Annotated in this window: 12 protein-coding genes; 1 reads left to right on the top strand and 11 read right to left on the bottom strand. The window is 47.2% G+C overall.

Going from position 1 to position 14,209, the window contains the following annotated elements; genetic code table 11:
• Nucleotides 1–41: 41 nt before the first annotated feature.
• Entirely contained in the window at nt 42–1,736 is a 1,695-nt protein-coding gene (locus SATMO3_RS00185; RefSeq protein ID WP_371375845.1) for a methyl-accepting chemotaxis protein, read from the bottom strand.
• Nucleotides 1,737–1,952: 216 nt separating this feature from the next.
• Between SATMO3_RS00185 and SATMO3_RS00180 the strand changes: the two genes are divergently transcribed.
• The gene (locus SATMO3_RS00180) at nt 1,953–2,291 is read left to right on the top strand and encodes a L,D-transpeptidase (RefSeq protein ID WP_371375842.1); all 339 of its coding nucleotides are present in this window, start codon (nt 1,953–1,955) and stop codon (nt 2,289–2,291) included.
• Here the strand turns inward: SATMO3_RS00180 and SATMO3_RS00175 are convergent.
• From SATMO3_RS00175 to SATMO3_RS00130, 10 genes are all read right to left on the bottom strand, one after another.
• Complete coding sequence (locus SATMO3_RS00175) at nt 2,288–2,824, bottom strand: hypothetical protein (protein WP_371375839.1); 537 nt, start codon at nt 2,822–2,824, stop codon at nt 2,288–2,290. The genes SATMO3_RS00180 and SATMO3_RS00175 overlap by 4 nt on opposite strands.
• Nucleotides 2,825–3,005: 181 nt before the next feature.
• Nucleotides 3,006–3,707: a diguanylate cyclase gene (locus tag SATMO3_RS00170; protein ID WP_371375836.1), complete on the bottom strand. Its 702-nt coding sequence runs from the start codon at nt 3,705–3,707 to the stop codon at nt 3,006–3,008.
• Nucleotides 3,708–3,931: 224 nt separating this feature from the next.
• Nucleotides 3,932–4,636 carry a Ni/Fe-hydrogenase, b-type cytochrome subunit gene (gene cybH / locus SATMO3_RS00165; RefSeq protein ID WP_371375834.1) on the bottom strand — a complete coding sequence of 235 codons (705 nt, stop codon included), beginning with the start codon at nt 4,634–4,636 and terminating at the stop codon, nt 3,932–3,934.
• 17 nt (nt 4,637–4,653) lie between these two features.
• Nucleotides 4,654–6,531 (bottom strand): nickel-dependent hydrogenase large subunit, encoded by a 1,878-nt coding sequence (locus SATMO3_RS00160; RefSeq protein WP_371375831.1) that lies wholly within the window; start codon nt 6,529–6,531, stop codon nt 4,654–4,656.
• A gap of 2 nt (nt 6,532–6,533) precedes the next feature.
• Entirely contained in the window at nt 6,534–7,652 is a 1,119-nt protein-coding gene (locus SATMO3_RS00155) for a hydrogenase small subunit (RefSeq protein WP_371375828.1), read from the bottom strand.
• 300 nt (nt 7,653–7,952) lie between these two features.
• The gene (locus tag SATMO3_RS00150; protein ID WP_371375825.1) at nt 7,953–8,966 is read right to left on the bottom strand and encodes a chemotaxis response regulator protein-glutamate methylesterase; all 1,014 of its coding nucleotides are present in this window, start codon (nt 8,964–8,966) and stop codon (nt 7,953–7,955) included.
• Entirely contained in the window at nt 8,963–9,787 is an 825-nt protein-coding gene (locus SATMO3_RS00145) for a protein-glutamate O-methyltransferase CheR (protein ID WP_371375822.1), read from the bottom strand. The genes SATMO3_RS00150 and SATMO3_RS00145 overlap by 4 nt, the downstream gene beginning before the upstream one ends.
• A 62-nt stretch (nt 9,788–9,849) precedes the next feature.
• The gene (locus SATMO3_RS00140; RefSeq protein ID WP_371375819.1) at nt 9,850–11,562 is read right to left on the bottom strand and encodes a methyl-accepting chemotaxis protein; all 1,713 of its coding nucleotides are present in this window, start codon (nt 11,560–11,562) and stop codon (nt 9,850–9,852) included.
• A gap of 29 nt (nt 11,563–11,591) precedes the next feature.
• Nucleotides 11,592–12,059: a chemotaxis protein CheW gene (locus SATMO3_RS00135; RefSeq protein WP_371381830.1), complete on the bottom strand. Its 468-nt coding sequence runs from the start codon at nt 12,057–12,059 to the stop codon at nt 11,592–11,594.
• Between the two features lie 45 nt (nt 12,060–12,104).
• Nucleotides 12,105–14,171: a chemotaxis protein CheW gene (locus tag SATMO3_RS00130; RefSeq protein WP_371375816.1), complete on the bottom strand. Its 2,067-nt coding sequence runs from the start codon at nt 14,169–14,171 to the stop codon at nt 12,105–12,107.
• Between the last annotated feature and the right edge of the window lie 38 nt (nt 14,172–14,209).

Below are 14,209 nucleotides of genomic sequence, written 5' to 3'. Positions count from 1 at the left end.
GTTTAAACAAACATTTGCTGCATTGGACCTGTTCGCCAGTATTATTTACTTTCACTCAGTTTTTCGCCTGCAAACAACATACCGATAATGCGGCCATTCTTATCCTTGAGCGATTCATAATTGACTATATACCATTGGCGCATAACAGTGGCCCGGCCAATATAGGCGTTATCCCGCCCAATTACGGTTTTCTCTACATAGTTGGCGGCCGTTGTGCCTGTTGCCCGGCGGCCAGCCTTAGTAGTAACCGTTGTTGCCACACGGGTATTGCCCTGAAATACCGTAAAAGCGGCGCCCACCTGCCTGGATATCTCATCAACCAACCGCTCATTGTTATTAATAACTTGATCGCCGGCCATTAACTGATTATTGCTGTTAATACAAATAGGGCCGTAGGCATTCAGTAACCCCCGCGCCTTGTCTAATTTCTCCTTAATCCGCTGTTTAGTTGCATCATCCAATGCGACAAACTGCGCCGTCATTTCCTCCATGCCTTGCGCCATACGGTCAAGTTCCTGGGCAGAGGCTGCGATTTTTTCAATTGTTGCAAACACTTCTTCGCTGGCGGCGTTGATCTCTTGGCTGGAGCCGGAAAACTGCCGGGCGATACCAGTTATCTCATCAACGTTGCCGGCTATATTTTGAATATCAGCAGATATACCGGCTGTACCGTGAGCCATAATATCAACCTGCTCGTTAAGCTTTTGACTAATAGTAATAATCCGGTTTAATGCCGTTTCCGAGCCACTGGCCATCTCTGCCCCCAGCTGGGCTTTATGCAAAGCGTCTTCAATCGCAGTTACGGTTTCGCTCGTCTCCTGCCGGACTCCCATAACCAGATTGGTTATTTCCTCAGCCGATTGCCGTGAACTTTCGGCGAGCTTACGCACTTCATCGGCCACCACTGCAAATCCCCGCCCCTGTTCACCTGCCCTGGCGGCTTCGATAGCGGCATTTAAGGCTAAGAGATTAGTCTGAGCAGCAATAGCAGTAATAACTTCAACAATCTGCCCGATTTGACTTATTCGCTCTGCCAGGCCATGAATGGCTTTGACTGACACGTCCATTTGGCTTTTTACCCCTGTTATTGTGACGATGGCTTCTTTAACCTGTGTTGCCCCCTCCACAGCGGTAACATTGGCCTGGTTGGCCAACTCGGCCGTTTGTGCCGCCAGCGTATTGATATCATACACCTGGGTACTGGCATGGGCTGTTGACCGACTGCACTGCTCAAGATCATGTACTTGCCGGGTAGAACCTGCGGTTATTTCACCTATATTTTCGGTAGTCTGTCGCATGGCTTCGGTCGTTTGAGCCGTGTATTCAGACAGATAGTGGCTGGCCTCTGATACCTTGCGGCTTATTCCGGTAATCTCGCCAACCAGGTCGGAAATTTTCTCCATGACATTATTGGTGTTTTGGGCAAGCATCCCAACTTCGTCACTGGTCTCAACCTTCAGCTTCTTTGACAGGTCCCCGCCTCCGGCCGCCATTTCCTGCATACTGACAAGCAGCTTATGTATGGGACCGGCGATACATCGGGCAATCGCCGCAGACCAAAATAGTAGAACCAGCATTGAAAATAATATATAACGTAAAATAAGTTCTTCCATACGGCCGGAGGAAAAAAACATACTAAAAAAAACTAAGCCTCCCAGAGGCACTATACCGGTAACAAACAGACAAATTGCCAGTTTCCCGTTAATTCCCTTTAGGTAGCCTACGATTTGTGTCATCAAAAATTACTCCTTTCCAGTCAACTTTGGCCGCCGGCATAATCTATTTTATAATTCGTGAAATTTCTGTCAATTCCTCCTTATATTGGTAACATTGTAAAATATAATATAATAGTGCAACACAAAAAAAGAGCTATGTCACTTTATTGCGTACATTGCTCTCATTTGCATCATATTGACTTTTTTTAGCATAGTATGGTAGCGGAGGTGATACCTATGGCATATCTGATTAAAGTCTCACTGGCCAAACGTCTTTTGTTTCTGATCAACGGTAAGACAATAATCCGGACATATCCTGTCGGCGTTGGCAAATCAGCTACCACCACACCCACAGGTACCTATCACATAGTAAGTAAAGTCCGTAACCCCGGCGGGCCGTTTGGTGCTATATGGATGGGCCTCAGTCAGCCGCATTATGGCATCCACGGTACAAATAACCCCGCTTCCATAGGCGGGGCAGTATCTAAAGGCTGTGTTCGCATGTATAATCATGATGCCCTTGAGCTGGCAAGCCTGATTGACGTCGGCACCCCGGTTTACATTCAGGCTACTTAGTCGTCTTCCTTTGCCTCTTTTTGCTCTTCCTGCGTACGCTTAAAAAAACGAGCATCAGCAGTTAATTGCTCAAAAAAATTCACATTAAATGTGCCGGGAACAGTGCCATTGGTAGTACGGTTGCTATGATAGCCGATTACTACCCCCTGAATAATGGCTTTATTTTTGCTATTTGGCAAGGGAATTCCCACCAGCGGATTAAAATCAAGCGGCGCAATATAGTAATTCAGGATACCCTCTACATTAACGACCAGCCTGTTTGGGTCATAGCCGTCTGCAGTATACACAGCATCGGTAGGGGCAGCCGGACGAAGTCCCCGGTCAGTAGAAAACCAAACTGTATAAACCCCCAGGTGAAGAAGTCCTTCTGCCGAAATGGAGATACTGCCACAGTTATCATAGCCGCAAATCTCGCCGCTGGCTGTAGCCTGTACCCAAAACCCCGCATCAATGGCTGGCGGCCGATTGGCAGGCAATATATTAAATCTCAACTGGCAACACCCTTGGCTTTTATCAATTCCTCTATAGTCCATCAAACATCCCCCTTTTCCGCAAGGTTACGTTAATTTGTATATTATATGTCGGTAGTATTAGAGGAGTTCCTTGCGGAAAGGGACATCTGCATAAGTTTGCAATAACCTTAGCAGCCCGCACAGCAATTATTCTCTTTTCTCCGGCTGCAGGCTGTAATAGGATCAAATACAGTATAATTCTTTACATAATTACCGGTACACAGCCTCCGGGGGAATGACAGGTGCCAATATACACGGTATTTCTCAATTCTTTCGCTTTATACAAAGCCTTGTCGACTTCGTGCAAAATACTGGCCGCATCATCCTTTTCCCCCACCTGAACAATGCCGATGCTCAATGTTGTGGAGTAAAAACATGTTTTTCGGCTGTCAACAGAAGTACGTATTCTCTCCGCTACGGCAAGCGCACCTGCGATATTGGTTTCCGGAAAAATAATCGCAAACTCGTCCCCGCCCCAGCGGCATGGTATGTCAAATTGCCGGGTATTGCGCCTAATGGCTATAGCAATCTTGCAAAGCAAAGTATCACCGGTTACATGACCATAGGCATCATTGACGTCTTTGAACGAATCGGTATCAATCAAAGCAATGCACAGCGGCGAATTTGTCCTTTTTAAGCGTTGAAGCTCTTCTGTCAGGCGCAATTCGAAGTATCGACGGTTCCACAAAGCTGTCAAACCGTCAATATGCGCACGCTGGTAGAGCGACCGGATAGCCATGCCTGCCGCAATCGCCAGCGCTATATAGAGCATTGTCAGCGCCGCCCAGCTAAAACTGGGTACGCCGAAAGCCCTTTGAATAATAAACAGCAAAAAACTTCCGGCTGCCCCGGCTGCAATTAGAATCATCTCCGGCTTTTTGTAAAAAAATTCTCTAATAAACATATCATATATACCTCTATTGCTGTTTACTGGTTACTAATTTTATCGTTTAATATGTAAACTTAATAACCGGGAATTTTAACCACTAGCCAATATCGCATATAGACATTTAGCTTATATAAGTTAAATCACTACAACATCGCATATCAATATGTAAAGTTATTATATGAAACAACAAAACCCTCTGAAAGCGGCTTTCCCGCTACCAGAGGGTTTTTGCTTGGTCATTACCCTGATTTGGCTTCGACACGCAGACCTGGCTTGGCATCTGCGGGCTGTTCAGAGAAATTCTTCCTCCCGGACACTATAGACGATAGTTCGCCGCTTCGCTCTACAATGTCATTATAGAAGACCATGTATACATGCCCTAGCAGGAAGAGAAAAAAGACCCAGGCAATAACATGATGGACAATATGGGTCATATATTCATTGCCCAGCCAGTTATTCACTGGTCCGAACAGGCCTGCCAGCCAGGAATTGGGCTTGATCATAGCGTACATTGCCAGCCCGGTAACAGCTTCCACAAACATTAAAAAATATATGCCAAGATAGGCGGTTGCCGCCAGCGGGTTGCGGATATACGTCTTATGGTGCCGGCGTAAAAAGGCGTAATAGGCCATAACCTCAACCAAACCTTGCCAATATCCGGTTGAACGAAAATTAGGAAACAGCCGGTCGCCCGGATAAGAAAAAACCAGAAACAGGCGAAATAACAGCGCCCCGCAAAATACAAAGGCGGCGGCAAAGTGAATATAACGGATGGTCTCCATGGAAAACAGGTTGGCAACCGCCATAGTCGGTTCGGTTCCCTGCGTACCAATAAACGCAGGGTTGCCAATATAGAGGCCTGTGCAGAACAATATCACCATACAGCCGGCTATCAGCCAGTGGCAAAACCGACCGCCGGCGCTCAGAGTCTTGTATACATACATGATTATCCACCTCCAGCCTATAGGTATGGATCGGTAAATACCATTGATACTTCCTTTCCACTGGCGTCAAACAAATGCGCCGCACAGGCCAGACAGGGATCAAACGAATGAATGGACCGTAGAATTTCCAGTGGCTTATCAGCCACTTTCACCGGGGTATCTATCATTGACTGTTCAAATGCACCGTGCTGCCCATCGGCATCCCGCGGACAGGCATTCCAGGTTGTCGGCACGACAGCCTGATAGTTTTTGATCCGGCCATTCTCAATGACCACCCAGTGTCCCAAAGACCCCCGCGGAACTTCATGCGCGCCAACCCCCTGCGCTTTCTTCGGCCAGGTGGACGGTTCCCATTTTTCATTATTCATTACCGTGGTGTCACCGTTTTTAATATTCTCAATCAGCTTATCGAAAAAATACCGTTCCAGCGCGACGCAAACCTGACTCTCCAAGGCCCGGGCTACAGTCCGGCCAACCGTTGTGAGCAGCCAGACTTCCGGCGGCAACGCAAATAGCTTGGATGCGGCTTCAATCTGCTGCACTATCATAGTCTCTACCCAATTAGGCTGAATGATATTTTGTTTAACTTTAGTATACACAATGATGTAGCGGGCCAACGGGCCAACCTCGGCCGTCTTGCCGCGCCAGGTAGGTGTCTTCAGCCAGGAGTACTTGCCATTTTCATCAAGCTCCTGCCACTGTTTCCCGGACATCTTGCCGCTGAACTGATAGTTGGGTTCAGTAACTCCCTGCCAGGGATGCAGAGTCTTGCTGCCATCGGGGTATTTGTACCAGGAATGGTCAATGGCTTCGGTAATAACCGATAAATCCGTCAGATCCTGAGCCCCGAAGGCGTGGAATTTAGCTTTTTGTACACCGGCGGCGAAGTTTTCGACAATACCGTTGGAGCGCATCAAAATCCGCTCATAGAATTCGCCAATCCCCTTAAAAGTATTATCCGGATAATCGCCATAACCAAGCACCCGCTCTTTAGCCAAACCTCCGCCGCCCAATTGTCCTTTAGCCAGATGAATCTGTGCAATGGCCAGCACATCAGCTACATAATACTGATCAACAAGCGATCTTGTCATACTGATGGCGTTATCCACCATAGCCAGACGGTTGCTATTGACCGGCGCATTCATATCATTCATAGAGATGGCACAGGGCATTCCGCCAACCGCATAATGCGGGTGCGGATTTTTACCGCCGAATACGATATGCGGCACCATGATATCCCGCTGCGCATCCAAAGTAGCCAGATAATGGGCTATCCCAATCAAATGCACTTCCGGCGGCAGCAGTTCATAATCCGGATGGTCCCACCAGTGTGCAGCAAAAATGCCCAGCCGGCCGCTGTCAACAATCTCCTTGACTTTGGCCTGAATCTCCTGAAAGTATGCCGGGCTGGCCGCCGGTGTTTCCTTGGAATACGCGTCAAACTCATGAGCAGGTGTATCCAGCTTAATTTGGTAATTAGCCAGGATGGTCTGCTGCAGATTCGCAGCAGCAACCGGATCGGCTTTTAGCGCCGCCACAGGACTAACCCAATCTAAAGCGTGCAGGTGATAAAAATGCACCAGGTGATCATGCGTCATGATGGCTCCGGCCATTATGTTCCGGATATAATTGGCATTCTTGGGAATTTCAATGTCCAGGGCATCCTCAACTGCACGCAGGGAAACATTGGAATGCTCCGAGGTGCATACACCGCAGATTCTTCCGGCGAAAGCCCAGGCGTCACGGGGATCACGGTCTTTGAGCACCACTTCAATTCCCCGCCAGGCAGTACCGCTTGATAAAGCATCCTGAACTTTGCCGTTGTCATCAAGCACCAGTTCCAGGCGTAAATGGCCTTCTATACGGGTAATCGGATCAACTACAATGCGTTTCATGATTATTTGCCACCTCCGGGAGTAACATTGTTGTCCTGCTGATGCGGCTTTTCAGGCGTTTCCTGCCGGTTATGGCGCAGCACACTGGCCGCCGCATGCACGGCAATGCCGGCGGCAACAGCTCCGGCCGCAGTCAGGCCGACTTGATCGGCATTACTGATTGTATTGGAAGTGGCCACATTGGGTAAGCGTTCAAAAAACGGATCATTGTCCCAAAAGCCATTGGAGCTGCAGCCAATACAGGGGGAACCGGACTGAATCGGATAGGACAACCCCTGCCACCAGCGCATATTGCCACAGGAGTTATACGTCATAGGTCCCCGGCACCCCATTTTGTATAAACACCACCCAGCCTTGGAACCGGCATCGTCCAGGCGTTCGACAAACATGCCGGAATCAAAGAAAGGCCGGCGGTAACAGGTATCATGAATGCGGTTGCCGAAAAATTGTTTGGGACGTCCCTTACTATCTAGCGGCGGCAATTGTCCAAAGAGGATAAAATGCATAACCACTCCGGTCATAACTTCAGGAATAGGCGGACAGCCGGGAACTTTTACTATGGGTTTGCCAGGCACCAGTGCACTGACAGAGGTACACTGCGTCGGGTTTGGTTTGGCAGCCTGAACTCCGCCCCAGGAAGCGCAAGAACCAAATTCCAAAACAGCGGCAGCTGCCTGGGCGGTTTCTTTCAGAATATCCACATAAGGAAGGCCTCCAACCGTACAGTAATAGCCATTATTACCTGTCGGTACCCCTCCCTCGGCGACCATTAAAAATTTACCGGCATATTCTTTCATTATTTTTTCCCGGTGATGTTCGAGATCAGCTCCTGATGCCGCCGACAATGTATCACTGTATTCAAGACTAATCATCGTAAGCAAGACATCAGATGCAAGCGGTGCCTTGGAGCGAATAAACGACTCCGAACAACCGGTGCATTCCAGACCGTGCATCCAGATAACCGGGACAAGCGGCCGTTTTTCGGCCCTGGCAATAACCTCAGGCACCAATGCCGTCGACAAGCCCATCATACCGGTTACGGCAACACAGGTTTTGATAAAGTCGCGCCGGGAAAAGTTTTTCTTTTGGAACAGATCCCACAGTGACTCACCGCTGAACATATTTACCCCCCCAGTCTGCTAAAGAAAAAAGTATTACTGCAGATTTCATTGCTCTTGATATTTTCTATTTGGTAAATTCGCTATTTTCTGCAGCATGTCCTGCCGATATATAATTAAATATAGAAATATATGTAAGAATAAAGTCTTACATTTTTGTCATATTTTTGGCTTTAACACGCATGGCCACTTCTTCGTCGGCCTCCTCAATCTCCAGGCTGCGTCTTCCTCCGTATTACCGCTGATTTAAAATTACGCGTACTGCCATTCTTACATTGTGTGGCAAAATGTACGCCTAACTGATTAATTTAAGAAAGTACTTATCAGATGCGGAATATTTTCCAGGGCTGCTTGCTTCTCAACGGCGCCAAGATTATAGGCTACTTTCGGCATACCATAAACAACTGAAGATGCCTCATCCTGACCGATTGTCCTCGCTCCGGCCCGGCGCATAGCCAACAGCCCCTTAGCGCCGTCAGCCCCCATGCCTGTCAGAAGCACCCCGACAGCCCGGGGACAGGCCTGCTCGGCCACTGACTCAAACAAGACATCAACAGAAGGGCAATGGCCATTTACTTTCTCTCCCAGGTAAGAAACTACTTTAAGCCGGTCGCCTTGCTGCTTAACTTTAATATGCTGATTGCCAGGGGCCACTAAAACCTGTCCGGCTTCAAGCCACGCTTCGCCCTGTATCTCCTTGACCACAAAAACAGTTTCCCTGTTAAGACGTTCCGCAAACAGCCGGGAAAACAACGGCGGAATATGCTGAACAACGACAATTCCCGGCACAGAGTTCGGCAAGCTCTTAATTACATTAAGCACAGCCTCGGTGCCGCCGGTTGAGGCGCCAATAGCTATTATTCTGGCATTACTCATGGCGGGCGTACTGCCTGGTTTCTCAACGAATGTAGGCTGCCGGCGCATTATCCTGGCCACCGAGGCGATTTTAATTTTATATATTAAATCAGTAATAAAGGTATCTAAGCCCTGAGCAGTGGCAGCTTCGGGTTTTGCCACGAAATCAACTGCTCCGGCCTCAAGTGCATCAAATACAGTATGATTGACGGCAGATATAACAATGACCGGCAGCGGATACTGAGGAATCAACTTGCGAATAAACTCAATGCCGTTCATTTTGGGCATTTCGACATCGCAAGTCATCACGTCGGGCCGGTATTCAATAATCTTGTCTCTGGCCTCAAAAGGATTGGCGGCCGTAGCCACCACTTCAATGCGGGCGTCTGAGGCTATTCCCCGTGCCAGTAACTCACGGTAAAAAAGTGAGTCATCCACGACCATTACTTTTATCTTTTTCATTGCTTCCTTTCCTTTCGGTAAATACCCGGCCTAATATAGGTATATTGAGCCGTATCTCGGTCCAGAGACTCAGAATGGCTAATAAAAAGATACCCGTTGTCTGCAGTCGCCTCATAGAATTTTCTTACCAGGTTTTCTCTTGTCTTTCTGTCAAAATAGATCATAACATTCCGGCAAAAAATGCAGTGAAATTTTTTCTTAAAGGGAAAACGTTCTTCCATCAGATTGAAACGCCGAAAGATAATTTCACTTTTAATCTTTTCCTGGAGACAATACGACCCGTTCGGCAGTTTTGTAAAATAGGGCATAAGCCAACGGCGCGGCAATAGAGCGATTTCCTTGGGGCCATAAAGGCCCCTCCGGGCGATTGCCAGAGCCTGTTCAGAGATATCGGTTGCCAGCAGCCTGGCGTCCCAATTCACTTTTTGTACTCCAAAATACTCGTCAATCATCATGGCCAGGGTATATGGCTCATTACCTGTGGAACAGCCGGCGCTCCATATACGGATATCCTTCTCGCGAAGCGTTTTTGTCAGAAATGGCAGTACTACCTTGACAAAATACTCAAAATGCTCTGCTTCACGCATAAAGTAAGTATGATTCGTGGTAATTGCATCAATTAATGCGGCCGTTTCCCCACCCGTACGGTCAGCCACAACGTAGTCATAATAATCGGAAAAACTGGTAAAGCCGTTTTTTTTCAGTTTATTGCCCAAACGCCCTAGTATCAGGGTTTTCTTCCCCTGTCCTAGTTTAATTCCGCAATATCTATAAATGTATTGCGCTAACTTATCAAATTCTTCAGTGGTAATCTGCAGCATTAACATCACCTGCGTAAAATGGCTGAACCATATAATTTCATAGGGTTCAGCCTGAAATTTAATTAGTATTTGCCGAACTCATCATCGCTTAAGGCAATCTTAAGTTTGGCGGCAGCCGCTTTTTGGGTTTCGTCAACATAAGCGCCGCCACTCTTTTTGTTTGCTAAATTATCCAGCATGGCCAGTATCTCCGGACTCAAGCTGCCTGTTGACGAATCAGATCCAAGACTGCTATTTAATTTAAAACGGCTGGCCAGGTTCCGCAGTACTTCCGCCTGGCCGGTAAGCTCCTCGCTGGCGGCGGCGCTTTCTTCCGCGGTTGCCGAATTCGTCTGGACAACCTGTGTTACCTGGCTAATCCCCTGGTTTATCTGTTCAATACCAGCCGCCTGCTCAGTGGAAGCAGTGGCAATCTTGCTGACAAGCAGCGATACCTCCGCCACTTGTTCGACAATATGGTTCAATGCCCGGGCAGTATCGTTGGCAATTTTAGTGCCGCCGGACACTTTTTGAATCGAGCCTTCGATCATAGCCGTTGTTTCTTTGGCCGCATTGGCTGAGCGGGCTGCTAAATTGCGTACCTCTTCGGCCACAACGGCAAAACCCTTGCCGTGTTGACCGGCGCGGGCCGCTTCTACGGCGGCGTTTAAGGCCAGGATATTGGTCTGAAAGGCGATTTCGTCAATAACTTTGATAATGCGCGAAATATTGCCTGACGCCACGTTAATTTCCTCCATGGCCTGAAGCATTTCCCGCATCTGGCTATTGCCTGTCACCGCATTATTTTTGGCCGTGGCTGCCGCCAGATTAGCTTGATCGGCAAACTGAGCATTAAGTTCAGTCTGCTTGGCGATTTCTTCTATAGAGGCGGATAATTCCTCGATGGCGCTGGCTTGCTCGGTAGCTCCCTGGGAAAGACTCATACTGGAAGAAGCTAACTGTTTCGCACCAGTGGCCACCTGCCCGGCCGAAGTATTAATATTATGCATGACTTCATTCAGGTTGTCGGCCATTTTACGAAAAGAGGTCGCCAAGTTTCCTAATTCATCCCTCCCATTTATTTCTATGGAAATGTTAAGATCCCCATCAGCAATTTTATCAGCGGCTATAACAAGCTCGTCAAGAGGCTTGCTGATCCTGCGGGCTAAAAATAGCCCAAGTCCAATGGCCGCCAGCATGGCAATGACAATAATGACCAGCATGGTTTCCACGGCCAGGCTTGCAGCCTTGCTATTATCACTGGCACTGGCTTTCCCTGACGAAATGTTAAATTCAACTATCTTTTCAATATCATCGTTAATATCATTCGCATTGGCTAGGCTGTCCCGCATAACTGCGGCCGCCTGGTCGTCCTGCCCGCTTAGTGCTAACTTTATAATTTTGTCACGCGGTGTATCGTATCTATCAATATCGGCTTTCAGTTTGTTATACAAACGGCGTTCATCTTCTGTCACAATACCCTTCTCATATGCATTCAGCGATTGTTCCACGGCTTTGTCAAAACCCTTGATTTTGTCTGCAAGCGCCGGCTTGGCTGCCTGATCTTTCTCTATGATGATATCGCGCAAGACAACTCTTGTCCGTTGATAGTTGGTACTCACTCTGGTAATGTCGCCCAGCGGTATGCCGTAGCTATGATACATTTGTGTATAACCGAAATCAATTGCTTTGAGACTGCCAATCCCTACAGCGCCAACAAGCCCTGCAATACAGGCTACCACTAAGAAACCGGCGATTAGTTTGCGCGATATCTTCATATCATTGAACCATTTCATTCTTATTACCCCTTTCTTAACCTGTTATGCTAATATTGCCTGTCCACATCTTGGTCCAGCAACAGCCGCCGGCAATCAAGCAGCAGTTTGACGTCATCTTCAACTTTACCAATTCCTTTTGTATAACGGTTATGCGCGCTTTTTAACTCCTGAGGCGTAACGATATCGGCATCGTCTATGGACAGCACTTCTGACACCCTGTCTACAATCAAGCCGGCAGCCATATCATTAATATCAACCACAATAATACACGTTCTGTCATTATATTCCTGAAAAGGCTTCTTAAAGCGCAGGCGAACGTCAATAACCGGAATAATTTTGCCGCGTAAATTAATGATGCCGCAGACATACTCAGGCAAATGGGGCACTTCGGTGATAGGCTGCATGCCAATAATTTCAGTAACATGAGAGATTTCCAGACCATAACACTCATTCCCCAGACAAAAAGTCAGGTATCTTCCGTTTTGCGTATCCTCGTCGAGTTCTTCATTTACCATTTCAGCCACTTCTGACTCTCCTTTCTTAAGCAGATACGGCTAAGGCTACATAAGCTCAATAACATTAAGTATTAAACTAATGCTGCCATCCCCCAAAAGGGTACAGCCGGCCACACCATTTACAGGACTTATGGCCTTCAAATATGGAGGTAGCGCTTTTATGACAACAGGTTGCTCACCGACAAGATGATCAGCAAACAAACAAATCGTGCGGGTATTATTTTCGACCATTATCAGAATACCTTCCGTAAACTTTGTAATCTCCGTCTGTACTCCAAACGTACGGTGCAGGCGCAATATTGGATGGCATTGGCCCCGCAGCATAATCATTTCATTGCCGTCCGGATCTGTAATAATAGCCTTTTCCTTTGGCCGGAAGGATTCGCGAATTGATGTAATGGGCAGCGTATAGCGCGCCCTGCCAACTTCAAAAATCATTCCGTCAATTATAGCCAGCGATAAAGGAATTTTAAGCGTTATGGTACTGCCTGCACCGGGAACAGAATCAATAGCTACTGTCCCCCCGATGTTATGGATATTTTTAGCTACAACATCCATCCCCACGCCTCTGCCGGAGAATTCAGTGACATTCTCTTTTGTTGAAAAGCCGGGAAGAAAAATAAAAGAAAAAATATCCTTATCGGTCAACTCCGATTCCGGTTTACAGATTAAGTTATTGATTCTGGCCCGCTCTAAAATCTTTTCCTTGTTTAGGCCCCGCCCATCGTCTTTGATGAGAATCAGCACATCACTGCCGGCATGACGGGCCTCCAGCGTAATCGTTCCATAAGCCGGTTTCCCCGCCAAGGAACGTTCCTCCTGGATCTCAATACCGTGATCAATGGCATTGCGGATTAAGTGCATGAGTGGGTCTGAAATATTTTCAATAACGTTTTTTTCCACTTCCGTTTGTTCGCCGATTAATTCCAGGCGGACTTCACGGTTTAATTTCTTGGACATGTCCCGGACAATCCGGTGCATTTTTTGAAAAGTAGTTGCCAGCGGTACCATGCGGATGGACATAACCATATCCTGCAGCTCGCCTGTCATCTTCTCAAGATGCCTGGCGGTTTTGTGGAAGCTTTCCAGCTTAAGTCCCTGCAAATCCGTATTCTGTGTTACCATCGCCTGCGTAATTACCAATTCTCCCACTAAATCCATTAGGCCATCCAGCTTGGCAACATTTACACTGATAAAGCAGGATTGCGCGTTCCCTGTTTCCTTCTCACGCCCATTGTTCGCGTTAATTATTGGTATTTTGACCGGTTGCTCTTCCAGTGACGCAGATTTACTTTTATCTTGTACCTGTTCGTTCTCTGTGTCACTAAGTACCTCAAGTTGCAGGGTACGCAGAAATAACGTTTGCTTAAGCAGGTCCTCCACCTCAGTAGGCGATTTGGCTGTAGAAAACACGATCTGAAATCCGGCCTGTTGAATCAGCTCAACCGCAGCCTCATTGCTAATAATATCTTCCGGGACATGTGAGATGATATCGGCAAACTCCTTTAGATTATGAACAACAGTAAAGGCCCTGATATTTTCCATCTCACAACCCTGATCAAAAAAAATAACCGCCCTGAAATATGCTGTTTTCTCTGCTAAAACCGTTTTATTCTGGCTTATATAATATTGCTCCTGCCCTCCGGGCACAGCCTGCTCTAAAGCTGTCTTACACTTATTTTCCTGGTCATTTCCGGTGTCACAGGCGGTTAAGGACTGCAGATACCCTTTTATTTCGGTTAATAACTCACCTGTATCACCGTCAGTATCGCTCCTGTTCTTGATTTTTTCTAACTCACTTTTTATAAAGTCAACACCGGCTAACACCAGATCCGCCAATTTGTTATAATTTATTTCTTCTTCCGGGTGCTCACGCAGATAATAGAATACATCTTCCAAAGAATGTGCCAGGGCAGCAATATTATCAAACAGCATCATGGCTGATGAGCCTTTGATAGTATGCATAATCCGGAATATGCCGTTTACCTGTTCAAGACTGTAATCACCGGACTTTTCACTGCTTAAAACAAGCTGCTCCAGCTGTTCAACTAACTGATCCGCTTCAAAAAGATACATATCGAGCATCGGTTCGAGGCTAAGATTACCCGACATTATAATCACTCCTTCGGGCCTGTATCGTAAACATAATT

The sequence above is a fragment of the Sporomusa aerivorans genome (assembly GCF_041428895.1).
Classification (GTDB): domain Bacteria; phylum Bacillota; class Negativicutes; order Sporomusales; family Sporomusaceae; genus Sporomusa; species Sporomusa aerivorans.
This window is presented reverse-complemented; position numbering and strand designations above follow the sequence as displayed.

Coding starts and splice junctions, on each gene's coding strand:
- cybH (WP_371375834.1), bottom strand. CDS start 4,636: ATGTATGTATACAAGACTCTGAGCGCCGGCGGTCGGTTTTGCCACTGG.
- SATMO3_RS00150 (WP_371375825.1), bottom strand. CDS start 8,966: ATGAAAAAGATAAAAGTAATGGTCGTGGATGACTCACTTTTTTACCGT.
- SATMO3_RS00185 (WP_371375845.1), bottom strand. CDS start 1,736: ATGACACAAATCGTAGGCTACCTAAAGGGAATTAACGGGAAACTGGCA.
- SATMO3_RS00140 (WP_371375819.1), bottom strand. CDS start 11,562: ATGAAATGGTTCAATGATATGAAGATATCGCGCAAACTAATCGCCGGT.
- SATMO3_RS00155 (WP_371375828.1), bottom strand. CDS start 7,652: ATGTTCAGCGGTGAGTCACTGTGGGATCTGTTCCAAAAGAAAAACTTT.
- SATMO3_RS00175 (WP_371375839.1), bottom strand. CDS start 2,824: ATGGACTATAGAGGAATTGATAAAAGCCAAGGGTGTTGCCAGTTGAGA.
- SATMO3_RS00135 (WP_371381830.1), bottom strand. CDS start 12,059: ATGGTAAATGAAGAACTCGACGAGGATACGCAAAACGGAAGATACCTG.
- SATMO3_RS00145 (WP_371375822.1), bottom strand. CDS start 9,787: ATGCTGCAGATTACCACTGAAGAATTTGATAAGTTAGCGCAATACATT.
- SATMO3_RS00160 (WP_371375831.1), bottom strand. CDS start 6,531: ATGAAACGCATTGTAGTTGATCCGATTACCCGTATAGAAGGCCATTTA.
- SATMO3_RS00130 (WP_371375816.1), bottom strand. CDS start 14,171: ATGTCGGGTAATCTTAGCCTCGAACCGATGCTCGATATGTATCTTTTT.
- SATMO3_RS00170 (WP_371375836.1), bottom strand. CDS start 3,707: ATGTTTATTAGAGAATTTTTTTACAAAAAGCCGGAGATGATTCTAATT.
- SATMO3_RS00180 (WP_371375842.1), top strand. CDS start 1,953: ATGGCATATCTGATTAAAGTCTCACTGGCCAAACGTCTTTTGTTTCTG.